At 70.0% G+C, this 24,862-nt stretch carries 20 protein-coding genes; 10 read left to right on the top strand and 10 right to left on the bottom strand.

Annotation, left to right across the window (positions count from 1 at the left end; genetic code table 11):
• Positions 1–110 precede the first annotated feature (110 nt).
• On the top strand, positions 111–1,352 hold the full coding sequence (locus tag NQZ70_RS14095) for a hybrid sensor histidine kinase/response regulator (protein WP_129574663.1): 1,242 nt from the start codon (positions 111–113) through the stop codon (positions 1,350–1,352).
• 157 nt (positions 1,353–1,509) lie between these two features.
• Here NQZ70_RS14095 and NQZ70_RS14090 read toward each other — a convergent pair whose 3' ends face one another.
• Positions 1,510–3,111: a glycoside hydrolase family 43 protein gene (locus NQZ70_RS14090; RefSeq protein WP_129574662.1), complete on the bottom strand. Its 1,602-nt coding sequence runs from the start codon at positions 3,109–3,111 to the stop codon at positions 1,510–1,512.
• A 730-nt stretch (positions 3,112–3,841) separates the two neighbouring features.
• Between NQZ70_RS14090 and NQZ70_RS14085 the strand changes: the two genes are divergently transcribed.
• On the top strand, positions 3,842–5,044 hold the full coding sequence (locus NQZ70_RS14085) for a C1 family peptidase (RefSeq protein ID WP_129574661.1): 1,203 nt from the start codon (positions 3,842–3,844) through the stop codon (positions 5,042–5,044).
• A gap of 324 nt (positions 5,045–5,368) precedes the next feature.
• On the opposite strand, the gene NQZ70_RS14080 is transcribed toward NQZ70_RS14085, so the two are convergent.
• Positions 5,369–5,944, bottom strand: a complete 576-nt coding sequence (locus NQZ70_RS14080) for a hypothetical protein (protein WP_129574660.1) — start codon at positions 5,942–5,944, stop codon at positions 5,369–5,371.
• Positions 5,945–6,526: 582 nt separating this feature from the next.
• Here NQZ70_RS14080 and NQZ70_RS14075 point away from each other — a divergent pair.
• The gene (locus NQZ70_RS14075) at positions 6,527–9,871 is read left to right on the top strand and encodes a beta-propeller domain-containing protein (RefSeq protein WP_237245297.1); all 3,345 of its coding nucleotides are present in this window, start codon (positions 6,527–6,529) and stop codon (positions 9,869–9,871) included.
• A gap of 45 nt (positions 9,872–9,916) precedes the next feature.
• Here NQZ70_RS14075 and NQZ70_RS14070 read toward each other — a convergent pair whose 3' ends face one another.
• Entirely contained in the window at positions 9,917–10,840 is a 924-nt protein-coding gene (locus NQZ70_RS14070) for a hypothetical protein (RefSeq protein ID WP_129574659.1), read from the bottom strand.
• Positions 10,840–11,631 carry a hypothetical protein gene (locus NQZ70_RS14065; RefSeq protein WP_129574658.1) on the bottom strand — a complete coding sequence of 264 codons (792 nt, stop codon included), beginning with the start codon at positions 11,629–11,631 and terminating at the stop codon, positions 10,840–10,842. Before NQZ70_RS14065 ends, NQZ70_RS14070 begins: the two co-directional genes overlap by 1 nt.
• 1,073 nt (positions 11,632–12,704) lie before the next feature.
• Here NQZ70_RS14065 and NQZ70_RS14060 point away from each other — a divergent pair.
• The 6 genes from NQZ70_RS14060 (at position 12,705) to NQZ70_RS14035 (ending at position 17,376) form a co-directional block, all read left to right on the top strand.
• Positions 12,705–13,139 carry a hypothetical protein gene (locus NQZ70_RS14060; RefSeq protein WP_237245296.1) on the top strand — a complete coding sequence of 145 codons (435 nt, stop codon included), beginning with the start codon at positions 12,705–12,707 and terminating at the stop codon, positions 13,137–13,139.
• Between the two features lie 436 nt (positions 13,140–13,575).
• Positions 13,576–13,794: a hypothetical protein gene (locus NQZ70_RS14055; protein WP_207218060.1), complete on the top strand. Its 219-nt coding sequence runs from the start codon at positions 13,576–13,578 to the stop codon at positions 13,792–13,794.
• 157 nt (positions 13,795–13,951) lie between these two features.
• Positions 13,952–14,500 (top strand): TetR/AcrR family transcriptional regulator, encoded by a 549-nt coding sequence (locus tag NQZ70_RS14050; protein ID WP_020742022.1) that lies wholly within the window; start codon positions 13,952–13,954, stop codon positions 14,498–14,500.
• A gap of 84 nt (positions 14,501–14,584) precedes the next feature.
• Positions 14,585–15,604: an NAD-dependent epimerase/dehydratase family protein gene (locus NQZ70_RS14045; protein WP_129574656.1), complete on the top strand. Its 1,020-nt coding sequence runs from the start codon at positions 14,585–14,587 to the stop codon at positions 15,602–15,604.
• A gap of 223 nt (positions 15,605–15,827) precedes the next feature.
• Positions 15,828–16,430 (top strand): hypothetical protein, encoded by a 603-nt coding sequence (locus tag NQZ70_RS14040; RefSeq protein ID WP_020742020.1) that lies wholly within the window; start codon positions 15,828–15,830, stop codon positions 16,428–16,430.
• Between the two features lie 34 nt (positions 16,431–16,464).
• Positions 16,465–17,376 (top strand): MBL fold metallo-hydrolase, encoded by a 912-nt coding sequence (locus NQZ70_RS14035; protein WP_237245295.1) that lies wholly within the window; start codon positions 16,465–16,467, stop codon positions 17,374–17,376.
• A gap of 138 nt (positions 17,377–17,514) precedes the next feature.
• Here the strand turns inward: NQZ70_RS14035 and NQZ70_RS14030 are convergent, their stop codons facing one another.
• The 3 genes from NQZ70_RS14030 to NQZ70_RS53345 form a co-directional block, all read right to left on the bottom strand.
• Entirely contained in the window at positions 17,515–18,084 is a 570-nt protein-coding gene (locus NQZ70_RS14030; RefSeq protein ID WP_207217842.1) for a transposase, read from the bottom strand.
• A 196-nt stretch (positions 18,085–18,280) separates the two neighbouring features.
• Positions 18,281–18,700, bottom strand: coding sequence for a PQQ-binding-like beta-propeller repeat protein (locus tag NQZ70_RS14025; protein ID WP_129574653.1), 420 nt, complete (start codon positions 18,698–18,700; stop codon positions 18,281–18,283).
• Between the two features lie 290 nt (positions 18,701–18,990).
• A complete protein-coding gene (locus NQZ70_RS53345; RefSeq protein ID WP_408022429.1) occupies positions 18,991–19,626 on the bottom strand; it encodes a DUF5906 domain-containing protein in 636 nt (211 codons plus the stop codon).
• Positions 19,627–19,999: 373 nt separating this feature from the next.
• Here NQZ70_RS53345 and NQZ70_RS14020 point away from each other — a divergent pair, with 373 nt between their 5' ends.
• Positions 20,000–20,749: an SDR family NAD(P)-dependent oxidoreductase gene (locus NQZ70_RS14020; RefSeq protein WP_207217840.1), complete on the top strand. Its 750-nt coding sequence runs from the start codon at positions 20,000–20,002 to the stop codon at positions 20,747–20,749.
• On the opposite strand, the gene NQZ70_RS14015 is transcribed toward NQZ70_RS14020, so the two are convergent.
• The 3 genes from NQZ70_RS14015 to NQZ70_RS14005 form a co-directional block, all read right to left on the bottom strand.
• Entirely contained in the window at positions 20,734–21,132 is a 399-nt protein-coding gene (locus tag NQZ70_RS14015; RefSeq protein WP_129574650.1) for a nuclear transport factor 2 family protein, read from the bottom strand. The genes NQZ70_RS14020 and NQZ70_RS14015 overlap by 16 nt on opposite strands.
• Before the next feature lie 641 nt (positions 21,133–21,773).
• A complete protein-coding gene (locus NQZ70_RS14010) occupies positions 21,774–22,970 on the bottom strand; it encodes an IS110 family transposase (protein ID WP_129572584.1) in 1,197 nt (398 codons plus the stop codon).
• Positions 22,971–23,688: 718 nt separating this feature from the next.
• A protein-coding gene (locus NQZ70_RS14005) for an IS3 family transposase (protein ID WP_129572590.1) occupies positions 23,689–24,857 on the bottom strand; the annotation gives its coding sequence in 2 pieces (ribosomal slippage) (positions 23,689–24,605 and positions 24,605–24,857; 1,170 coding nt in all).
• Positions 24,858–24,862 lie beyond the last annotated feature (5 nt).

Genomic DNA, 24,862 nt, shown 5'->3' with positions numbered 1-24,862 from the left:
ACGGGGACCATGCCCACGGCGCCGGGGCTTTCGGCGCGGGCGGCATGGCGCGTCGCGTGCCGGCGCCAGCTCGCCGGTGTACCGGCGGGTCGGCGACGTCGAGGCTCCTGATGAACGACAGCGAGATCAAGGTCCTGGTGGTCGATGACGACGAGGTCGATCACCTCGTCACGCGCAGGCTCCTCCGCGAGGTGTCCCGGACCCGCTACGACGTCACCTGGCTGAGCACCTCGGACGAGGCGATCGAGGCGCTGCTCGCCGGCGGTTACGACGTCTGCCTCCTCGATTACCGGCTCGACGCCCGCACCGGCCTCGACGTCGTGCACGAGGCGAACCATTTCGGCTGCGCGATCCCCATCATCATGCTGACCGGGGTCGGCGACGAGGAGATCGACATGGCCGCGATGAGCGCGGGCGCGGCGGATTACCTCGTGAAGGGGCGGTTCGACGCGCAGATCCTCGAGCGCACGATCCGTTATGCCATCGAGCACAAGCGGAGCCAGCTCAAGCTCAAGCAGTACGCCGACACGCTGGAGGAGAGCAACCGGCAGCTCCTCCAGATGCACGAGGAGCTCGCGGCAAAGAACGCCGAGCTCGTCCGGCTGAACGAGGAGAAGAACCGCTTCGTCGGCATGGCGGCCCACGACCTCCGGAACCCGCTCGGCGTCATCCTGGGCTACAGCGACTTCATGCTGATGACCCACCGCCGCGGGGAGCAAGCGTCGCTGCTGCGGGAGGACGGGGTCGAGATCATCCAGATGATCCGGAGCTCGAGCAAGTTCATGCTCTCGCTCATCAACGACCTGCTCGACGTGTCGATGATCGAGCTCGGCAAGCTGAACCTCGACCGGAAGAGCACGGATATCGTCCAGCTCGTCGAGTCGAACGTGGCGCTCAACATGGTGCTGGCCGGGCAGAAGAGCATGAAGCTCGTCGTCGAGAGCGACGAGGGCGTCCCGCGGGTCGACGTGGACGTCCACAAGCTGGAGCAGGTGCTCAACAACCTGATCAGCAACGCGATCCACTACTCCCCGCCGGGCACGACCATCCTCGTCCGGGTCGAGAGCGCCCCCCCCGCCGCCGAGGGCGCGGCCGAGGTGCTCCTGTCGGTCCAGGACGAGGGGCCCGGGATCGCGCCGGAGGACATCGGCAAGCTGTTCCGCCCGTTCGGCCGGGCGAGGACGGTCAGCACCGGGGGAGAGCGCTCGACGGGCCTCGGGCTCGCCATCGCGCAGCGCATCGTCGAGGGGCACGGGGGGCGCATCTGGGTCGAGAGCGTGGTCTCGAAGGGGGCGACGTTCTTCGTGGCCCTGCCGGTGACGTCGGCGCCCGACGCCGAGGCGGCCGCCTAGAGCGGCGGTCACCCGCTTCGGATACGGGCCCATCTCGACGTTTTCGGTGCTCAGCGCACCGGAGTGCGCTTCCGCGCCGAAAACGCCGAGCTGGACCCGTCTCCTGTGCGGGTGAACGCCGCTCTGTAACGCAGGGCGAAGAACGCTCTGGAGGGGATCAGGGCTCCTGCGGGAGCTCCGCGTAGTCGAGGTAGTCGAAATCGGCGGGGAGGCCGCTGCCGGTGAGGTCGTGGGCGCACAGCGCCGCGAAGGCGCCGGTGAAGCCCAGGCCGCGCGAGGTGCGCTCGTCGGACAGGAGCGACGCGTCCAGCGCCGGCCCGAGCGGGTCGAAGCGCTCTCCGTCGCTCGACGACGAGAACTGGAGCGCCTTGCCGGAGAGCTCGAAGCGGAGGTGGACGCGCGGGGCGGAGCAGGCGACGGGGCGCGCGAGCCAGGTCAGCCGCCCGTGCTCGCTGCCGAGGAGCGCGATCGAGCGCCCGGCGCGCTCGTCGTGGCTGAGCAGCGCGTAGAAGAAGTTCTCGTCGTCGTACAGGCACATGAGCCCCGCCATCTGCTGGAACGAGGCGGGCTCGAGCTCGAGGCAGGTCTCGACGCGGCAGCGGAGCGACTGGATGCGGCGGCCGACGACGCTCTGCCGGTGCAGCGACTGCGGCGACTCGCGGCCGCGGACGCGCAGGTAGCCGGGGCGCTCGCGCAGCGACACCCAGCTCTCGTCGGGCACGTCGCGCAGCGCCTGGTACGCGACGCCCAGCGCCGCCCGGTCGAAGTGGTCGCGCGCCGGGGGCTCCTCGAAGGGGTGGTCCGGCAGGCGGGGCGCCGGTACGCGGACGGCGGGCGCGGGCGGGCGCGGCGCCTCGAGCGCGAGCCAGCCGTCGTCGGTCCAGCGCACCCGCTGGATCGCCGTCTCGCGGCCGAGGATGCAGCGGCGCTCGCCCGGGAGCGGCCGCCCGACCAGGTGGGCGAGGTACCACTCGCCCGTGGTGGTCTCGACCAGGCAGCCGTGCCCGGCCTTCTGCAGCTCGACGGCCGGGTCGTGGACGGAGGTCAGGAGCGGGGCGCTCGGGTCGACCTCGTACGGGCCCTCGATGCGGCGGGAGCGCGCCACGACGGCGGCGTGCTCGTAGCTGGTGCCGCCCTCGGCGACGAGGAGGTAGTAGTGGTCCCCGCGCCGGTAGAGGTGCGGCCCCTCGGTGCAGCCGCGGCCGCTGCCGGTGAAGATGAAGCGGCGCTCGCCGACGAGGCGGCGCTGCTCGAGGTCGAGCTCTTGCAGCACGATGCCGGGGAACGGGTTGTTGCCGGGGCGGTGGTCCCACACCATGTTGACGAGCCACGCCCGGCCGTCCTCGTCGTGGAACAGCGACGGGTCGAAGCCGCCGCGGTTCAGCGCGACGGGCTCGGACCACGGCCCCTCGATGCGGCTCGCGGTGACGTAGTAGTTGTGCGCGTCGACGAAGCCGCGGCCCCAGGACTTCACGTCGGTGTAGACGAGGTAGAACACGCCGCCGGCGTGGGTGAGGCAAGGCGCCCAGACGCCGCCCGAGCGGGGGTTGCCGAGCAGGTCGAGCTGCGAGCGGCGGTCCAGGGCATAGCCGATGGGGTTCCAGTGGCGGAGATCGCGGCTGTGGTGGAGCCGCACGCCGGGGAACCACTCGAAGGTCGAGGTGGCCAGGTAGTAGTCCTCGCCCACCCGGACGATGGAGGGATCGGGGTGAAAGCCCCGGAGCACGGGGTTCTCGATGAAGGTCGGTTCGCTGGTCATCGCGGGGCTAGGGTCCGAAGGAGGGAAGTCGGGCGCGGTTCGACGACCGCGCTCGGGGCGCGCGGGGTCGTGCGCGGGCATCTTGCAGCGGGGCGGCTGGGCGGCGCAATGGGAACACGGCGGGGCGACTCTACCCGCGTTGGCAGGGTGCCCGGGCGCCGGGAGAGGCTGCGCGGGCTCCGTCGGGCACCGCCCTTGACGCCCCCTGCGCGCCCGCGGCGGCTGCGTCGCGCGGCGCTGAACGGACGGCGGCCGCCGTGCGCGTTTGACCGCCGTGCCACTGCGGACGCTCATCCAAGCTGAGCGAAAGTTGCCTCTAGGCCGCGTCCATCCTGGTCGGCGACAGCCTGTCAGCCTTCGTCCACCGCTGCCCAGCGGCGTGTCTCGGACGAGAACGCGACGGGCTCGCGCGCCCGAGACGAAGGACCTCGACCAGGGCTCCCCGTCGACTCGACCCCACGGCAACGACGCGAGCAGCCTTCCATACACTTCTGCACACTTGGCGCTTGGCGCAGCCCTCGCAGACAGCCCAGCGGAATCGACGTAACGGCGCAGGGGACACTGGCCCGAGCCCATCCTTCGTCAGGGCTTCACGCCTCAGCTCCACCAGGCATCCGGCGATCGCGCCCCGAGGAGCGCGCTCGAATCACACCGAGGCAGCTCGAGCCCGTCTCGACCCATCACCAAAGAACGTCGACATCGCACGAGCCAATCACACCGGAGAACCGCCATGAAGCAGAGCAGCCGCAGATCACTGATATCGCAGTTGATATTCATGACGCTAGCGTCCTCTGGAGAGGCCTTGGCGGACGACGCGCGGGGATACGTCGACCCACACGAGGTGTCAGACATGCGGGTAGCGCGCGCGACCTATCTTCGTTACGCGCAGCGATACGCTACAGCCGCCGAAGACTACGGCAGCATGGCGATAGGCTACGGCGGCCAGGCGTTCGGACCGGGCTGGCCGTTCTCAGCGTCACCGCTGGCGCCGCAGCCGTCGACGCAAGATCTGCTGATGTACATGCCCTACATAGGGGCAGAGCGCGACCAGGGCAGCTGCGGGAACTGTTACGTATGGGCGATGACGGGAGCCATGGAGATAGCCAGAGCGATCCATGACAACGCCAGCCCGAACAGCCGCCTATCCATCCAGTACTACAACTCATGCCATGTACCAACGGATCCGCTCGATCCGGTCCTCCCCTGCTGCGGCGGGAACCCCGACGAGTTCGCAGACTGGTACAACGACCTCTCGGGAAGCCAAAAAGTCGCGATCCCATGGGATAACGCCAGGTGGGCCGACAAAGATCTGATCTGCGAGAGCCTCCGTCGCACCAACATAGAATGCGACACCCTGGACACCATGTCGGTTCGATATCCCATCAGCACCATCAGCGTTCGGCGAATCGAGACCGGGCTCCTGGATCCGGCGGTGGACCGAGGTGTGGCGATCGCAAGAATAAAGAACGCCATCGACAACAACCAACCGGTAATAACCACGATCCAGTTCAGCACCCGCGATCGGTATCGCAAATTCGTGTACTGGTGGAACTACAAGAGCGAGTCGGACGTCTTGGACCTGGACGTAGAGGACCCCTGCGAAGTGGCGGAGACCGAGGTCCCCTTCGGGCACACGATGCTGATCGTCGGGTACGGCCACGATTCTCGCGGCGGCTACTGGAACGTGCTGAACAGCTTCGGCACGACGCCCGATCGGCCGAACGGCACGCTGCGGCTGAGGATGAACATGGATTATCAATGCAAGATGCTCAACAGGGGCGGCCGGGAGTTCATGACGTTGGACGTCCAGTTCGGCGACCGTCCTCCCAGCAAGAATTTCCTGATGTCGCTGCCGACAGACATCGGCGCGAGCCGGCGGCTCGAGCCTGAGCACGTCAACCGTGAGCCCGGCCGTCTAGCCCTGTTGCATTGAGGCTCGCTCGTCATGCAGGTTCGGCGCTCTCGTCGTCGACGCCCGGCGGGCTCCGACCCGCCGGGCCTGCGGCTCGCGGCGCGCTGGAGATGACGTGGCCGATGGGCTCACGCGCGGGCTGGCTGTGGGGGGACGTGTTCGCTCCAGATGGACGCGAGCACGTCCCGATGGGGCGCTCGCATCAGGGCGCGCCGCGCAGACGCCGGCCGCAGCGCGTCTGCGCGGCGCTCGGCGGCTCCTGCACGGCCGTCACGAGGCGGCTGTCCGCCGCGGCTCGAGTCGCTGTCCACCGCCCCCTACGGCAGAGGCGACGTCCATGGCTCATCAGTGCTGGATGGTACAGGCGGACTCGAGAAAGCGCTTGTAGTGCTCCCCATACTTCTCACGCAGATCGGGGCACTTTTCGATGACATACTGTTCGAACCGATCTCGACATGCCTGCGCCGCGATGACGTCGCACATCGTAGGAAAAGCCGGCCGCTCCCCGAACCCGGCACCACAAAACATCTTCGCAGCGACGGCACCCGCGTCCTGGCCGCTCCGCGTGCACTCGCCCACCGCCGCGAATTCGGCGTCCTCGGCTCCGCCGCCGACACACTGGTTCCGGACCTTGTCGAGCGTCTCGAAGATCGCGTCGCGCGTGCCCCTGGCCTCGCAGGGATCCTGGATGCTCAGGTGCGCCGCCATGTCGTGCATGCTCTCAGAAAAATCCTCGTATCCGCGACAACCGTACGCCGTCTTGAAGAGATCCTCCAAGTACCGCAGCTGCTTATTCTTCGCAGCTTCGTAGTTCCGCCTTCCAGCACCGACGTCGCAGCTCGTCGGCTGCGCGAGCGCCGCGCCCGTCGCGAGCGCCAGCGCTGCGCCGAGGCCTGCCATAGCGATCTTGGCACCTTTCATGATTCCCCCTCCATGCTGAAGAAGAGGCCAGCGCCCTGCCGCCCCTCCTGCAACACGCGGATCGCATAGGACGCATCCGAGCGGGGTGCCAGCCTGCGGATGCGCGTCGGACGGATCTTCGGTGATCGATGCGGCGCACCGCAGCGCTTCCAGCGAAGCGCCGCGCCACGCGAGCCTCGACCGTCCCGCCTGAGCCCGCCCCCATGTGAGCGCGGGGTCCCTCATGTGAGACGCCCGGCGCTCCGCTCCGCCCAGATCCACACGAACGTACGTCCCGACGCCGTCCTGCGTCACGGGGAGATCCGCTTTCGCCTCCGTCGTGTCACCGCATTCCGCGTTGAGGATGTCATCCAGAACGTGGATAATCCGCGCAATGCAACTTCACGGCTCATGGTAGCGCGCGGCCGCGGACGCCAGGGGGATCGCAGGCCGCGCCGTGCCGGACGCGCCTCGATCGCTCGCCTGGAAACCGAGGGTCCGTCGACCTCGGACCGGGACGTTCAGACCTCGGCTCAGCCGTGGAGGACACATCGATGTGCGCAGGCTCCGTACCTCGCGCGAGGTACTAGGGAGGAGTAGGCAGTGGCGAAGAGAGCTCGATTCAGAGGCATGCTGTCGGCGCAGGCCAGGGTGATGGCCGCGCTCCTCTTGCTGTACGGACAGGGATGCGGGGGCGACGAGAACAAGCCCGATCCGCAGGAGCAGATTCCGCCGGACGGAGAAGAGAACGAGAACCCGCCGCCCGAGGAGGAGGAACCCGAGGAGGAGCAGCCCGAAGAGGAGGAGCCCGAAGAGGAAGAGCCCGAGGAGGAGGAGCCCGAGACCCCACAGGGGCCCACCGAGTTCGTCTCGGCCGACGATCCCTTCACCGAAGGCTTCCTCGGCGAGGAAGAGGAAGAAGAGGAGGAGGAAGAGGAAGAAGAGGAGGAGGAGGAAGAGACCCGCGAGATCGAGGAGGGCGACATCTACCGCGTCCTCGGCGGCGGGCAGCTCCTCAACCTCAACCCCTACCGCGGCCTGCAGGTCATCAACATCCAGGACCCGTCGAACCCGAAGTTCCTCGGCCAGCTCCAGGTCGCCGGCACCCCGGTCGAGATGTACGTCGTCGGCGATCGCGCGGCCGTGCTCCTCAACGACTGGGCCGGCTATCAGCTCAAGGCCGATGGCCTGACCGTGGAGCGGCGGACCGGCGGGACGGTCCTGTTCATCGACATCGCCGACCGCACCGCGCCCAAGATCCTGTCGCAGTACCCGGTCGCGGGCCGCATCATGACGAGCCGCCTCGCGCGCGGCACGAGCAAGACCTCGCTCTACATCGCCTCGAACGGCTCGGAGCTCGAGGAGGTCGCCCCAGGCCAGTTCCGGTGGGTCAACAAGACCCTGGTCAGGAGCTTCGATGTCGGCACCGACGCGCTCACCGAGCGCCCCGGGCTCGAGCTCGGCGACGCCGTGACCGCCATCCACGCCGAGGCGGACGTGCTCCTCGTCGCGCGCAACAGCTTCAGCTGGTCGGACGAGCCCAGCACGATCTCGGTCATCGACATCTCGAACACCGACGGCTCCATGGAGCTGCGCGGCAGCGTCACCGCGGCGAGCTACGTGCGCTCGCAGTTCCACATGGACTTCCGCGACGACATGCTGCGCGTCTTCTCCGGCCCGCGGTGGGCGAGCGGGGCGCCCAGCTACCTCGAGACGTGGAACGCGGCCGACCGCGACGACATCACGCCGATCGACAGCGAGGACTTCGGCGCCGAGCAGTCGCTCTACGGCGCCGTCTTCATGGACGACAGGGCGTTCGCGGTCACCTACCAGCGCCAGGATCCGTTCCACGCCTTCTCCATCGATCCGGCCGGGAACGTCACCGAGGAGAGCGAGTTCATCGTGTCCGGGTGGAACAACTTCTTCCGCCCCGTCCTCGGCGGGACGCGCCTGATCGGCATCGGCGTGAACGACACGAACGGCCGCCGCCTCGCCGCCAGCCTCTACGACATCACCGACCTGACCAGCGCGGACCCCCTCGTGGCGCGCGCCGAGGTCGACAGCGCTCCCGACGGCTGGAGCTGGTCGGAGGCCGACTGGGATCACCGCGCGTTCACCGTGCTCGACAACGCCGTCGAGGCCGTGGCGCCGACCGGGGAGCCCGAGACGGGCCTCGTGCTGCTCCCGTTCTCCGCGAGCAGGGTCGTGGACAACTACCGGCGCCCGTTCTCGGGGGTGCAGATCTTCACCTTCTCGGACACGACGCTGACCCGCCGCGGCCTGATGGAGCACGGCACCCCCGTGCGCCGCACGTTCCGCGCCCAGGACATCGCCACGGCGAACGTGTCCGACGAGCACCTCTCCCTCTACGCGCAGGGCGATCTCGACGTCCCGACCAGGCTCGGGCAGCTCGAGCTCGCGCCGGACTACCAGAAGGTCTTCGCGTTCGGCAGCCACCGCGTGCGCGTGAAGCTGCCGTACGACACCTACTGGATGCCGTACGAGAACCGGAAGCTGAAGGCGGAGGTCGTCCCGATCGACGGGGTGACGCAGCTCGAGCAGCCGGTGGCCACCTTCGATCTGCCGCTCGACGCGCAGCTCCACCAGGTGGGCAATCTGCTCGTGTCGCTGACCACCACGTTCGAGAACTGGGTGGGCAAGGTCGTCCATCTCCAGGTGATCGACCTGTCCGATCCGACCGCGCCGCGTCTGGCGGGCACGCTCGACACGAGCGACCTCCCCGCGATCGGCGGCTACTACGGCGGGGGGAGCTCGTTCCCGACCGTGCACGCGGGCCGCGACGCCCTCGCCTTCCTGCGCGTCATCGGCCACATCGAGGATCTCGGGGTCGGCTGGACGTGCCGGACGAACGCCATCCAGACCCCGAACTGCTTCGGGCAGGAGGGCTGCACGTACATGGCCGGCGATCGGCAGTGCCGCAGGATCGGCAACGACGAGTACTGCAACGGCGGGTTCGCCGAGTGCACGGACCACGTCGGCGCCGACACGACCTGCACGCCCGTCGAGGTCGACCGGAACGACATTCCGGGGGTCACCTCGACCTACTGCTACGAATACGTGCCGCGCCGCAGCTGGGCTCAGATCGAGATCAGCGTGGTCGACCTGTCCGATCCGGACAGCCCGACCGTGAGGCCCGCCGTCACGCTGCCGGACGACAGCGAGACCGTGAACGTCCTCAACGACGACGGGGAGCTCTACTTCAACATCAAGCGCTCGATCGGCGCGCCGGACGATCCGCGCCCGCACACGCAGTACTTCCTCACGCACCTCGACCTGTCCAACCCGGCGCAGCCCGCGCTCGATCCGGGGATCAACGTGCCCGGCGAGATCATCTCGATCCAGGGCACGTCGATCTACGCGCGGGACAGGGTGTGGGGCCAGCAGTTCATCGAGACGGCGCTCGCGCGGCTCAGGCTGCACGAGGGGCTCGCGTATCTCCAGGAGTACCAGCAGTTCCCGAACCGCCGGGTCAACGCGATCTCCATCGACGGCCGCGGGCTGCCGGTGCTGAGCCACAGCCTGATCTGGCAGCCGGTCTACGGGATTTACTACGGCTGGGATCCCAACCAGAAGCTGACCACGCTGTCGCCCCTCGCCCCGGGGGAGGAGCCGCCTCCGCCGCCGGAGGACGAGAACGAGAACCCGACGGTCCCCGAGTTCGACCAGCTCTCCACGGTCCGCCTCGCGTCGTGGGCGTCGCTGCGCCACACCACCGACATGCGCGCGCTGTTCGAGGTGCCCGGCGGCGTGCTGGTCATCTCCCTCGAGCAGCCCGAGGCGCCGAAGGCGCAGGCGTTCTTCCAGACCTGGGGCTGGCCCGAGAGGTTCGTGGCGAGCGGTGAGGAGGTCCTCTTCGCCGCCGGCCGGTTCGGGATTCACCAGCTCGACCGCGAGACCGTCAACCTCGTCCCCTACCTCGGCGAGTAGCCGAGCGCAGACCAAGCCGGCCCGTGCGATCCCGCCGGGCCGGCTTCAGAACCCGACCATCAAGAGGTGCGCGCGCACCTCGGCGCCGAGGCGGAGATCGGCGATCTCGGCGGCGAGCGGATCGCCGCCGTCGCCCGCGCCGAGCCGGGCGAGCACGCGCGCCTCGGCGCCCATCCCGTACCAGCCGTCGAAGAGGTGCACCCCCGCGCCGACGTGGGCCCCGAGCAGGGCATCGGGCGTCCTCGCGAGCTTCGTGATCGGCGCCCAGACATCGAGCCCCGCGCGCGCGAAGCCGTGAGAGCCCGTGAGGCTGCCCTTGCCCGATACGAACGAGTAGGTCGCCGCGGGGTGAACGCCGAGGGTCGCGAAGTCGAGGGCGCCGTGGGCCATCCGCAGGATCGAGGGATCGAGCGCGAGCCCCCACTGCCGGCCGAGCCGCACGCGCACGTTCGGACAGTAACCGAGGTGCGCCGGCCTCCCCCGGCCGGTCCACACGCCGACGCATGCGCCGAGAACGCCGAGCTCGACGCGGGGGAACGTGACCGGCCTTGGCGCGACCCACCGGGTCACGGGAGAGGGGGTCGGAAGATAGGGATCGGGCTTTGCGCGCTCCTCGGCGAGGAAGCTCGCCTCGAGCTGCGCGCGCGCCCGGGCCTCGGCTTCGAGGCGAAGGCGCGCCTCCCAGCGGTAATACGCCTCCCACTCGAGGCGCGCCTGCGCCTCGAGGCGGGCGCGGGCCTCGGCCTCGGCGCGGGCCTGGGCCTCCAGATCCACGGCGGGCGGCTGCACCCGCACGGGGGGCGGCTCGATCCGCACGGTGCCGCCGATGCACCAGGGCGGGACGCAGGGATTCGACTGGGCCGCGGCCGCCTGCGTCCAGGCGAGGGCGCAGAGGGCGAGCGCGAGCGCGACGAAGCGGCCCATCGCGCGGCGGAGGTGGAGGCGGAGGAGAGGGCTGCGCCGGCGCATCAGAACCCCACGCTCGGGCCGAACAGGAGCTCCACGCCGGCGTGCGGCCCTCTCATGGCGGCGATCGCGCCGCCGAGGCCGCCGCGGACGAGCCCGCGCCCTTCCAGGAACCACCCCACGAACCCGCCGCGCCCGATGCGCGCGGCGCGGAACTGAAACCCGAGGCCGACGTGCCCGCCGAGGATCACCTCCGGCGGCCGCGCGCCGTCATCGAACGGGAGCGTCACCTCGAGCCCGGAGCGCAGGTAGAGGTCGATGCGGTCGCGCCGACCCCAGAGGAAGACCGCCGAGGGCTCGAGCGTCACGGCGCCGACGCGGGCGACCCCGGCGGGATCGACGGAGGCGTACGCGGCCGCGATCTCGACCGCGAGCGGCTCGCCCGGGCGCAGGCGCGCGCCCAGGCCGACCCCCTCCTGCGCATACGCGTCCTCGCCGAACGTGGCGAGCATCCGCCCGGCGGCGGACACCTCGATCAGGGGCAGCCGGATCCGGACGGGGTTGGGCTCTCGCTCCACACCGCGCTCGATCCAGGCGCGACGGCGCTCGTCGTCGACCTGCTGCGCCGCGGTCGCGCGCGCCTGCGGCTCGAGCCGCGCGCGCGCTTCGGCTTCGAGCCGAGCGCGCGTCGCGAGCTCGACCTCCGGCGTGAGCGGCGGGGGTCGCGGGGGCGCAGCCGGCGCGGGCGGCGGGCACGTTCCTGGAAAGCAGGGGAGCTGCGCGAGCAGGGCGCGCGGCGCGAGCAGGACCGACGCGAGCGCGAGCGAGGCAAGTGGACGGGGGACCATGGGCACGCGAGATCGACGCCTCGACCGGGCAGACGTCGAAGGTGGCTCACGCCGGTCCGTGGGCACGGGGAGGAGCACGCATGTTGGACGATCGACGCGCGGGGATTCAAGCGCGCGCGGAGGGGCGAGCATCAACGCGACGATCGCCGGGCGCGCGGAGGGGCGGGGCGAGGGCGCCCTGCCGCGCGAGGGAGGCGGTGGGATCCGGTTTCGCGGAGCGCCGGACAACGCTATGGAGGAGCCCCATGGTCGAGCAAAACACAGCGGAAAGCGGGGACGGGCAGCCGGAACGCGCGGAGCCCGTCGCGGAGCGCGCCCCGGACCAGGAGGCCCGCGAGGCCGCCGGAAGGGCGGCGGAGGGCGGCGGGGAGGCCTCTCCCGACGGCGCAGCGGCATCCGCGACGACGGTCGCAGCCGCAGCAGCGGTGGCCGCGGAGACGGCGCCCGCCGCTGCGGAGGGCGCTGCTGCAGAGTCCGCCGCCGCAGAGTCCGCCGGCATGGCGCCCGCCGCCGCAGAGTCCGCCGGCATGGCGCCCGCCGCCGCAGCGCCCGCTCGCACGCGTCCGCCGCGGGTCATCGACATGCGCCGGCCGCGCACACCGGCGCCCGCGCAGGAGCCGCCGCCGCGGCGCCCGGCACGCGCGGGGGAACGCGGACCGGACGAGCATGGGGCCCGCGAGCGCCGGCCGGGTGAGCGCGGCGCGCGCGACGGCGGCGCGGCAGAGCGCGGCTCGCCGGACAGGACCAAGGCGCCGCGCGAGGGGGCGCCCCACCGCGGACGGCCAGGCGCCGACCGCGCCGGCGGCGCTGCCCAGACGCGCGCGCCAGCGCCCGGCGCCGCGCCGGGCGCGGCCAGGCGAGAGCGCCGCGCGGCCGCCGCAGCGGAGCCTGCGCCGAGCGGCGCTGGCAAGGCGGAGCCCGCCGCGGCGAAGCGCGCGGCTGCCGGCGAGGGGCCCGACGCTCCCCGCAAGGCGGCCCGGCAGCCTCAGCAACGCGCCGAGACTCACAAGGCGGCCGCGGCTCCGCCGCCGGCACCGGAAACGGCGGCGCCCTCCGAGCCGCGCCGGGAGCCCGCGTGGGTGCCTCCTCCTCCCAGCCCCGCGTTCCCGCGGAAGAAGAAGCCGGCGATCACCGCGAAGGAGGCGATGAAGGCCAAGGTGCAGGCGCGGGCCGGCAAGAAGGCGGCGAAACCCACGCCGAACCAGGCGGCGGAGCGCGCGACGGACCAGGCCGCGGAGGCCGCCCGCGAGGAGCCGAGGGCATCCGCCGCGGCGAAGCCCCGCGACAACGGCGCCGCGAAGACCCGCGACAACGGCGCAGCAAAGCCCCGCGACAACGGCGCCGCGAAGACCCGCGACAACGGCGCAGCAAAGCCCCGCGACAGCGCGGACGCGAAGCCCCGCGACGCGGCGCCCAAGTCGGTACGCCGCGACCAGGCGGCGACGCCGGAAGCGCCGGCCAAGAAGCCCGGGCTGCTCCGGCGGCTGCTCAACCTGTTCCGGAGATCCGGCTAGCTCTGGCCGTCAGAAATCCCGCCAGAGAAACCGGTCGATAGCGACTGGTCGCTGGAAACAGCAGCGATTTTCGTAGTTTCCGCCTGCTTCACCGCCGAGGGCGGCTCCGGTGTGGCCCAACGCGGCGCCCTCTTCCGCCGCATCGCCCGCGGTGAAGGGCCCGCGGCATCACCGATCGGGGTCGGCGACTGGCCTGGCGACGCAGCGCCGAGGGATTCTCCTTCGCTCGCCGCCCTGCTGCCCGGCCCTTCGATGCGCTGCCGCGTGCTTCGGGATCGTGCCTGCGTCCCCGCACTCCGCGCCGAGCTCTTGCGCCGCACATGTGCGATCGATGTCCTCGAGTGCCCAGCTTGCAAGGGGCGGATAAAGCTCGTCGCCCTGGTGACCGAGCCAAGGAACATCGCCCGCTTTCTCTCCGCGCACGGCGAGCCGACCGATGTTCCAGCACGCTCTCCCAGCGCCGACGCGGCGGCCGCCGTACTGGGGGCTCGGGGCGCACGGCTACGCGCCGATTCCCTACACGCTCGACTGGGGCAACGAGGTCAAGCTGCTGGGCGATTGCCCCGCACTTCTCTCTTACATGGAGCGAATGTACGCTCGCCCCAACGCGCCGCCGCGCATCGCCCAGGCCCTGGCGAGCATCGCGGCCAAGTAGGTCGCCCTCATCGCCCAGGGTCAATCCACGTAGACGCCGTCGCATAGCGCACATCGACGGCCGAGAGCGTCGCCCGCGCGGTCTCGTTCAGCGCGCCGTCGGGCTGCCTCCGGGTCGCGAGGAGCTGCCAGAGGCTAGCTGTGTTAGCCTGACGGCGATGGCCGACGTCAAGGACAAGTTGCTCGCCGTAGCGTACCGGGTGCTCGAGAGCGAAGGCCCAGCGGCGCTCACGACGCGGCGGGTGTGCGAGGAGGCCGGCGTGACGATGCCGACCCTCTACCACCACTTCGGCAACCGGGACGGGCTCGTGGCTGCGGTCCACGCCGTCGCGCTCGAGAAGTTCATGGCGAAGAAACGGGCGCTCACGCCGACAGACGACCCCGTCGCGGATCTCCGCAAGGGCTGCGAGCACGTGCTCGAATTCGTGCAGGCCCACCCCTCCGTCACGGCCGCGTTGATGGCGCGCGGCATCGAGCAGCCGTCGATATTCGAGCCGAGCTACGCCCTGATGCGGCACCGCCTCGAGCGTTGCGCCAGGGCGGGCGCCCTGCGCGTGCCGATCGAGCGCGCTGCCGAGCACGTCTGGGCCGTCGTCCAGGGCCTCGCGCTCAGCATCGTCGCGAGCCCTTCCGGCGCACCACCGAGCCGCGCCACCTCGGCGGGGGCGCTCGACGCGGTGTTCCAAGCGATCGCGGACCAATTGTAGCGCCGCTATAGACAAATCGTATAGCGACGCTATAGATGGTCCTGGAGGGCGCGCCGGAGCTGGCCCGAACAGGAGAGATTCGTCATGGCAGAGACCGTGTTCGTCACCGGAGGCAGCGGCTTCGTGGGCCGCGCCATCGTCTGTGCGCTCATCGCGCGTGAGTACCGCGTCCGTGCCCTCGCGCGAAGCGCCGCCAGCGCAGCCAAGCTCGCCGCTCTCGGCGCCGAGCCCGTCCGCGGCGACCTCCACGACGCCGCCGCGCTCACCGAGGGCTGCACGGGCGCCGCGGTCGTGGTGCACGCGGCCGCGTCCCTCACCTCGGCCCTGCGCTGGGGCGAGCACGCCCGCACCAACGTCGAGGGCACCGGCGGCTTGCTCGCAGCGGCGCGCGCGGCCGGCGTCCGCCGCTTCATCTATCTCGGGGCTGCGTCGGTTGTCATCGAGGGCTCTCGGCCGAGCGAAGGGGACGAGGACGCCCTGCCGCCCAGGGTCGACCGCTCCTTGCCGTACAGCGCGACGAAAGCTCTCGCCGAGGCGATGGTGCTCGAGGCAGACAGCCCCGCGATGCGCACCGTGAGCCTCCGCCCACCGATGATCTGGGGCCCGGACGCGCAGACCCTTGACATCATCGCGGAGGCCTTCCGCGCCGGGCGCTTCGCCTACGTCGGCGGGGGCAAACACCTCTACAGCGTCGCCCACGTCGACAATGTCGCCGAAGCGGTGAGCTGCGCAGTGCGCAGTGACGTCGGCGGGCGCGCGTATTTCGTGACCGACGACGAGGTCACGCCGATGCGCACCTTCTTGACGGAGCTCATGGCGACGCGCGGCGTAAACGCGAAGGCCTGGTCCGTACCCCTCCCCTTGGCGGTGCTGTTCGGGTGGCTCCTCACCAACCTCTTCGGGTGGTTCGCGCCGCGACGGCGCCCACCGCTCACCCTCGAGGACGTGCGGCTCCTCGGGCAAACGCTTCACCTCTCGTCTGCTCGGGCGAAGAAGGAGATTGGCTACCGCGCCGTGCGGAGCCGCGCGGAAGGCCTCGCCGCGCTCCGGGCCCATGGCAGCGCCGTTCGGCGGAGCGGCGAGAGCCCCGCGCTCGCGCATTGAGGCGCGGTCGATGGCTGTACTGGTTCTCCGTGAGGGTGACAGCGGCTGGCAGAGAACAAGAGAGAAGATGGAGAAGGCAAGAGGGCGCACGGTGGCGAGAGCGAGCTGCCATCGCGCCGAGGAGAATGCCACCGCGCTCGCTTCGGGCAACGTCGCGCCCTCGCCATCCTCGCGGTGCTCGGCAAGCGCCTGCGCGCGGCTGCGGGCGGCTGCGGGCGCTCGGTTGCCCTGCATTGCGCGCGGCGGCCCCGCGACAGCGCTCCGGCGCTCGCTCGCCGGCGCCGCGCTGGCAGGCGCGCTCGCCTGGGGCTCCCCCGCCCGCGCCGCGGAGACGCAGAGCCTCGCCGAGGCGGGGATAAGCCCCGACCTCGCCTGGGCCGCGTCGCAGCTCATTCCGAGCCCCACCTGGCACCTCTACGCCGACGACACGCGCTTCGGCCTGCGCTGGCAGCTCACCCCCCTGCTCTACTCCTTCGGCAGAAATCGAAGGCTGTCCCCCTGGCGCAGCCTCCTCGCCGAGCCGCTCGCGCGGCATGCCGGAGCGCTCGAGATCCATGTCACGCCCGAATACCTCTTCTCCGGCGCCGGCATCGAAGATCACGTGCAGCTGACTGGCGGTGTGCGCGCCTACTTCCCCCTGCTCCACCGCGGAGAGTACCTCTCCTGTTCGCTCGGCGGCTCCGCCTTCACGCTCGGCGGCGAGGTCGCGGCGGCGTACGAGGCCGGCCTCTACACCCTCTTCGGTGTCATCGGCGTGCAGGTCGCCTACTCTCCGACGCGCGCGCTGCGCGGGACCACGTTGACGCTCAACCTCAGGTACTTCTGACCCCATGCTCCGCGCGGCAAGCTCCACCGCTCTCATGGCGCTCCTCGCCGCCTCGGCGCTGTCCTGCAACAGCATGCCGGGGCGCGTCCTGTCAGGCAACACGGGCGCGCTGTTCGGCGGCCCGGCGCCCGTCGCCAACAAGGTGCGAGAGCCCTACCGCAAAGACGCGCGCCTGGCCGTCCTCTGGGTCGGCCACGCGACGGCGCTCGTCCAGATCGACGACAAGCAGATCCTCACGGATCCGGTCTTCACCTCGACCGTGGGCCTCCTCGCCGCGCGGCTCGTCGAGCCGGGCCTGGACCCGGAGCACGTGCCGCCCCTCTCGGCGGTGCTGGTCTCGCACACGCACTTCGATCACCTGTCGCTCGGCTCGCTCGAGATGATCGAGGAGAAGACACCGGTGCTCTTTGTCCCCCGCGGCGCCCTCCCCTACGTGCCCGATTTCGCGTTCGACACGATCGAGCTCTCCACGTGGCAGCGCTGGGAGCACGACGGGCTGCGGATCACCGCCGTCCCGGTGAAGCACGGGGGAGGCCGCTACGGAGTCGACATCGCCCTCGGCTGGGGTGGATTCACGGGGTACGTCGTGGAATATCATGGGATCACCGTCTACTTCGGCGGGGACACCGCTTACGATCGCAAGGTGTTCACGGAGACGCGGGCGCGGTTCCCCGCGATCGATCTCGCGCTGATGCCGATCGCGCCGATCGGGCCGCGCGATTTCATGCACTCGCGCCACGTGGACCCGGCAGAGGCGCTAGAGGCCTGCGAAGATATGGGCGCGAAATGGGTGGTGCCGATCCATTTCGACACGTTCATCAACTCCTCGGACGAGCCCGGCCAGGCGGTCTCCGAGCTCAAGCGCGTGATGGCGGCCCGGCGGATCCCGCCTGGGAAGGTCCACATCCTCGCGCCGGGAGAGCAACGGATCCTGCTCGGCCGCTAGGATCGAGCGCCGGAGGGAGGTCGCTCCTACGCGCTCGCGAACGGGCGGCGCCGCGCGCGCTACGGGGCGCACCGGCGTGCCGTGGGCACACGTGTCCGTCCGGGCGTTGGTCTGGCCCGGGAAGCGCGTCGCGAGACGCTATATGGTGCGCACCGGCGCGCGTCGCTGCGTGCAAGGTGAAGCCATCGAGCGCAGCGCACAGCGGCTTGTCGTAGGCGAGCGCGCTCGGAGAAGACGGCGAGAGCCCGCGGAGCCATTGCGGGGCGACGACGTGTGGCGCGGCTCTCGTCCCGAGACGGCGGAGGCACAGAGCACGGCCTCGGGCTCGTCGTCCTCCTCGACGTCGTGCTCGATCTCGAGATGCCCTTGCCGCCTGAGGGTTCGGAGCATCCGCCCGACGGCGTGCTCTAGGACCTGACCGACCTCGCCCGTTCGCAGGTCACCGAGTTCGTTCCACACGAGCTCGGTGCCGTCTTCGTGATAAGCCCCGTCGAGGAAGACCACGTGCAGATGCGGATTGAGCCGCATGTCGCCGGACGTGCGTTGCACGACGGTCACCGCGCCGCTCTCCACCGCGCCGCACGCGCCTCGGCGCGCGGCGCGCGTTTCGTAGAACCGCTCCACGCTCTCGACGAAGATGCGGGTCAGCACGCCGAACGACGCCCCATCCTGGGCGAGCCTGCGCCGCCACGAAAACGGAAACGTCAACACCCAATGTCAGAACGCCACCTCGTGCAGGACGTCCGCGATCAGGTTCGCCGCCGTGGCAACATGCGTCGGCCCAGACACGACGGGCAGAAACCGCCGCTGCCGCTGTTCCTGCGGCTCGGCGCGGCGGTGCAGGCGCGCGTGCACGCGTACCGGATCGACTGGGAGGCGCGGGCGGCGTAGCGCCGGGGGGGCGTCAGTCCTTGTCGTCCGGCTGCGCCACATTGTCCGGCACGCCCAGGGCGACCGGGCCCATCCCCTTGCTCTTGAACTGGTTGTGCCAGAGGCTCTTGCCGGTGAGCGAGAAACACTCCACCTCGCCCTGCTTGGCGACGAAGAGCCGGTCTCCCTCCAGGAGGAGCGTGGCGCGGCCCTGCGTGGCGGCCTTCACCTCCCAGAGCAGCTCGCCCGTAGGGTAATGCAGACAGGCGACGCGGCTGAAGCTCGCCGCGTAGATCGCCGCAGGCGTGATCAGGAGCGCTGTGGAAGAGAAACCGCCCCCGGCCTGCTTGTACTCCCAGAGCACGCGCCCGGTGCCCGGATCGACGCCGAAGATCTGATCCCGGAACGCCGCCACCAGCACCGGCGCCGCCGCGATTGTTCGGTATTCGCTCATACGTCCCCTCGCTTCCTGATTGCGTCCAGCGAGCTATCAGCCGGGGGGGCGGCGCGGCAAGCTGCGAGCACGTGCGGGGTCGCGAGCCGCGCGCACGGCGAAGGTGCGAGCTCGCATGGGCTCCTGGCGGAAAGGTGATGCGGGGAGCGAGCTCATCTCAAGCGGCTCCTCGCTGCGCTCCTCCGGCGCAATGGTAGTCTATCGGAACACCTCGGAGAGCGCGGGGGTGGCTCCGCTCGCGGAGGGCTCGGGGCCGCTCGCGGAAGATCGACAGGTCGCCCGCGTTCGCTCTACTCTCCTCCGCCTCCCGGGCTTCGATGAAAGACACTGCACCGACGCAAGATCAGGTCATGTGCTTCTATCGAGCCGCGCTCCCGGCGGCGCAGCTGATCGACCGGGCCGCCGAGCCCTGCGCTCCGGCAGGGCAGCGTGTTCCCTGGCGGCTCGATAAAAGCCATGCCGGTCATCTGGTTGCTCGCGATATGACGCATCCTTGGCTCAGGACATGGTCGGTCTCGGACTTCGGCCAGCGAATCTACCTCGTACGCGCGAACCACGCGCCCGATGATCCCTCCAGGGCACACCTGGAGCGCGTCCCGCCCCTGTTTGCATCGTCCGCGATCGATGCCCGGCGGAGCGAGGATCTCCACGTCCTTCAGGAGATCTACTGCGAGCTCACCCTCACGGTGCTTTCTCTCCGCCATCACCGGATCGCCGGTCACCACCGCCTTGAACGCTCCACCCTCGAGGCGCTCTCCGCTGGGCGTCTTCGACACGAATTTAGCCAGTTTCCCTTCTGGCGCAGACAGCGCAAATCGCTCCGTCCACCGTTGCGGCGGAAGGCTCGCGAGTGCTTCCGGCGGAAACATCGCCCTCACGAGGTTGATCCCCGCGCTCTTGCCGTTCCCGCCCTCGCCAAATAGAATCGAGCAGTGCTGACATCTGACGGCGTCGCCAGCGTAATGTAGACAATATTACACATCCAAGTAAACTCGTTGGATCTGTTGGTATTTATGCGCGGATCAGTGGATCGTATTTCTTGTACGTTATGCCAACTGCCGGTCGTTGGCGGAAAATTCTTGACAGGACGGAATGGTTTCGCGCGGGCTATCCTCGGTGGCACGCCAGCGCGAACGCTTGGACGGCCTCGACCTCGTCAAGGCGAGCCCGCGGCGCCGCGAACGTCGCGACGAGCACCGGCGGTCCCTCGGGCCGCTCCTTTTCGCCGTCGTCCCGTCAGCTGGAGACAGCCAGTCTTTCGATCCATTCCAATACTTATTACACGGAGTTGATATTGCCATGCTCAGCAATAAAGTCGTTTTGATCACCGGGGCCACATCGGGAATCGGGGCCGCGACAGCGATCGCGGCGGCGCGGGCCGGCGCCAAGGTGGTGCTGGCCGCGCGACGCCAGGAGATGGGCGACGCGCTCGTGGCCCGCATCAAGGTGGAGGGTGGAAACGCGCTGTTCGTCCGCACCGACGTCACCGTGGAGGCGGACATCCAGGCTCTGATCGAGCGCACCGTGGAGGCCCATGGGCGGCTGGACAGCGTCTTCAACAACGCCGGTATCGCCACCGCGCTCGGGCCGCTCGCGGACGTGCCGGTCGCCGATTACCTCGCTCTCATGCAGGTCAACCTGCACAGCATCTATCTGTGCATGAGGTATCAAGTGCCTGTCATGAAGAAGGGCGGCGGCGGCTCGATCGTCAACTGCGGCTCGATCGCCTCCACGGTCTCTGCGCCCGGGTTCGGCGTCTATGCCGCGACCAAGCACGCGATCGTCGGCCTCACCAAGTCTGCGGCCATCGACTACGCGGCGGACAAGATTCGCGTCAACGCCATCCTGCCCGGCCCGGTGGAGACCGAGATCTGGGATCATATGCAAAGCGGCGAGCAGGTGCTCGACGCCTTCGGCGCGGCCACGCTGATGAAGCGGTACGCGCACGCTGACGAGATCGCTCGGCCGGCGGTCTTCCTGCTGTCCGACTGGTCGTCGTACATGACCGGCACGCAGCTGACCGTGGACGGCGGCTACACCGCAGTGTGACCCGGGGCAGCGCGCCTCGGAAGATCCAGGCGCGCTGCCGGCACCTCGCCGCGACGTCGTTCCCGAGGAGCGCATGCTCGCGCAGATCGTGAGCTGGCCCCTGAGACGGTTCGTTCGATGCTGCCGAACATCAGCCGGTAGAAGCGCTCGTTGGCGGCGCGCCCGGAGACCCAGGTTGGCGCCGGCGGCATGGTGGTGCGCATGTCTTCGTGGAACAACGCGACCAGGGCATCCAGGTTCGCCTCCTCGAAGGCGCGCACGTACTGTTCGAGCAGACGCGGATCCACTTGCGTGGTCCTCGCGATGTCGACCGGCTCCGCCCCGCCGATCTTGCTGCCGGTCGCGGAGCGGGCGCGGAACAACGCGCTGTTCGCGGCCTCCACGCTCGTAGCGAGCGCTTGCGCCGCGGACTCACCCCTCTGGTGCGACCGGCAACCCGAGCAGCCGACCGAGCGCCTCGTGAACGACCCGGGCCGCCACGTCGTCCCCGAGGGCGACGGCGCGGCTCAGGATGCTGGCGAGCGAGGCCAGCAGGACCGCTCGAGGCGGCGGATCGGTCGCGACGCGCTCCCGAGGCCCCGGGCTTGACGCTTGGGCCCGGGTTGGGCCCACGCCTTCCGACGATGAGGCAGCCCTGAGGTCAAGGGCTTGAGCGCTCTCTTTGCGCGGCTGGCCGGCTTCGGCTCGGCAGCGGCGGCGCTCGGCGTCGTCAGTGCAGGTCGTTTCGGCATGGACATCTCCCTTCGCCCTGGTCGGGCGTCGTTCCGCTTGTGCTTGAGCGCCTCGTCGCGTCCGCAGGAGCGAGCTGTGGCTCGATCGACGATCCGCATTCACAGGCCGGCGGTCGCCCTGGTGGCCTGGATGCACACTGGGGTCCGAAACGGGACCGTGGAGGCGCATTCTAGGGGACGGCATGTTCGACCCACAGGCCGGTCACCCGGAAGGCTTCCGCGCTCATCCACGTGGCCCTCTTTCACGCTCCCAGCGTGACGCGCTCGTGGCGCACGTTCCCGTAGGGGGAAAGTCAGTGCATCGAGGCCCTCCTTGAGGTCGAGACCGGCCTCGACCGAGCCGTTGCCCGAGCGACGCCGAGTCCCTTGTCGATCGAGCGCTGCCGGCGGCGCGCCTTGGCCGCGGCCTCCTTCATGCTTTGCGCCTGCTGCTCGATCGACTGTGCTTGCAGCCGCAGGCCCTTGGCCGAAGCGACCGCTGCGCTCTGCGCATCGTAGACCATGCCGTCGCGCCACATGGCCCACAGCACCCCCGACAACCGCCGCGCCAGCGCCACGACCGCGACGTGGCGACCCCGGCGCTCATCGATGGCCTTTGCCCATCGGCGCAGCGGGTCGTCGCCGCTCTTGTGCCGCAGGATCGTGTGCGCGGCCTGCGTCAGCAGCGCGCGCAGATAGCCGTTGCCTTGCTTGGTGATCGAGCCCAGCCGCTGCTTGCCGCGCCCCCCGGAGGTGTCCTCCAGGGGGACCAGGCCGAGATAGGAGGCGAGCTGGTGGGCGTGGTGAAAGCGCTTGGCTTCGTCCACCACCGAGACGAACGCGGCAGCGACGACCAGCCCCACGCCGGGAGCCGTGGTCAGCCGCACGATCACCGGCTCGTGGGTGCACAGCTGCTCGAGCGCGGCATCGGCCAGCGCGATCTGAGGGGTGAGCATCTCCAGCGCTGTCACCAGAGGTCCAACGAGCTGGCGAGTCTCGGCCGGCAAGGCTGCCGCGCTCAGCACCGTGAGGAATCCCTCGGTGGTGCACCTCGCGAGCTTGTGTCCGCAAGCGCGCAGGATGCCGCGCACGGTAGTGACGTACTGGGCCCGCGTCTCAACCAACGCGCGCCGGACGGCCAGCTGGTGGCGAATGGCCCGCCGGTGAGGCGACAGCACGTGTGCGAGTGGAATGCCCCCGCGCTCGACGGCGCGCGCTAACGCCTCGGCATCAAGGCGGTCATTCTTGCGGCCGTGCTGGCCGATGCCGAGCTGACGAGCTCGCGTGGTGTCGACGACCAGCACGTCGTGACCCCAGTCGCGCAGCTTGTCGTGCACCGCCCAGGCCTCGCGGCAGGCCTCGATCGCCACCCGGGCCGGCGAGGACGACGGGCCGAGGAGATCCTGCAGCGAATCCAGCGAGCGAACCGTGCGCCGTAGCACCACGGCCCCGCCCGCCACCTCGCAGAATGAGATCTCATGGACCCCCAGATCCAGCGCTACACTTCGCATGGCTGACCTCTCCTGGGCCCCCGTCTTCTGCGTCCTCGAACGCGTGGGGGTGCCCGCAGGCAACCCTGCAGGCGAGAGGTCAGCCACATTGCTCGCTGCTCCGAGCGGCTCTTTCTTGCTCGCTCCTCTCCGGAGCCTGGAGCCCCCGCCGGAGGCCTCCGTCCGCCCATCGCCCGCAGCTTTGTCCGGCTGGAGCGCGCAGGGGGAGTCAAGGGCGGCGGAGCCGGCGAGCTCCGCTCGCGAACCCTTGACGCCTCCGAGCACTCCAGCACCCTCGGCTGCCGATGGGCCGACCTCCACGGTGCGGCGGGCTGTCTTCGCAGGCCCCGCCGCGCGAACGCGTCGAGCAGAGGCTTGGGTCGGTACGGTCGGCATCATGGGTCCAGGCGCGCCGTGGGCTGCCTCATTCCATCTAGGGGCTGCGATCCGTCGTCACGCCCTCCCAAAATCCCGGGGCATCCGACGTATCGCGACGGTTCGTCCCCGCGGAATCACCCCGCCAGGATTTCTGAGACGTCGGGGCGGAGGATGGGATCACTTCCACCTAAACGGCCGCCCCTGCCGTTCAGCTCGGGGTTCGCCTCGTCCAGAGGAGCGAAGTCCCCCAAGCCGAGCTCAGCAACCTTGCGCGCCGCGCGCTTGTAGTGGTGGATCTGACGGCTCGACTTATGCCCGGTCCGATCGGAGTGGTCCTCCCCCGGTTCCGCGGACAGTCTCACTATGCCGCGCGCGCGGTCACGTAGGTCTTCAATTCGAACTCGATCGGGCTCATGTAGGCGAGCCGTGAGTGCCGTCGTTTCAGGTTGTAGAAGTTCTCGATGTAGTCTCCGATCGATGCGATGGCGGCCGCTCGCGTCGGGTAGCGCTCGTGCTCGACCAGCTCCGCCTTCAGCGTCGCGAAGAAGCTCTCGGCCACGGCGTTGTCCCAGCAGTCGCCGGCGCGGCTCATGCTCGGGATGAGCCCGTGGGTCCCGAGCACGAGCCGGTAGTCGTCGCTGGCGTAGGGGCTGCCACGATCCGAGTGGTGCACCAGCCCAGGCGCCGGCCGCCGCGTTCCCAAGGCGAACGCGAGCGCGGTGAGCGCCAGGGCGCGATCGTTGAACGCGCTCGCGGCCCAGCCGACCACGCGGCGCGAGAACAGGTCCAGGATCACGGCCAAGTACAGCCAGCCCTCGCCGGTGGGAATGTACGTCACGTCCGTCACCCAGACCTGGTTGGGCGCTCGAGCATCGAATTGCCGCTCGATCACATTCGGGGCGATCGGGCCGTTGTGCCGCGAGTTGGTGGTGCGGCGGAAGCGCCGCTTCCTCCGAGCCGCGAGTCGTTGAGCTCGCATCAGCCGCTCGACCCGTTTCTTGCCGACACGCATGCCGCGAGCACGAAGTTCCGCGTGGATGCGCGGACTGCCGTAGCGGCCACGGCTCTTGTGGTGCACGGCCCTGATCTGTGCGCTCAGTTGAGCGTCGGACTTGGCCCGCGCGGACTCCGAGCGCTTGGCCCACCCGTAGTAGCCGCTGCGCGAGACGAGCAGCACCGCGCACAGTACCAGCACCGGGTAGTGCGCCTTCTCCGCGTCGATGAACTCGAACCTCACTCGTTTTCCTTCGCGAAGAAGGCCGCCGCTTTTTTTAAGATCTCGCGCTCCATCTCCAGCCGCTTCACGTCGCGGCGCAGCCGCTGCAGTTCCTCACGCTCCGGCGTCGTCAGCGCCCCCGGCGGGCCGTGGCCCGCGTCGGTGTCCGCGCGCTTGATCCAGTCGCGCAGCGCCGTCTCGGTCAGGTCGAGGTCCTTCGCCACCTGGCCGATGCTCCGGTCGCTCGCCTTCGCCAGCCGTACCGCCTCCGCCTTGAACTCGGGCGTGAACGCCCTCCTCTTTCTCCGTCCCATCCCTG

It is taken from the genome of Sorangium sp. So ce836 (genome assembly GCF_028553905.1).
Taxonomy (GTDB): Bacteria; Myxococcota_A; Polyangia; order Polyangiales; family Polyangiaceae; genus Sorangium; species Sorangium cellulosum_D.
Note: the sequence above shows the minus strand (reverse complement) of the source record. Positions and strands in the feature narration are given on the sequence as shown.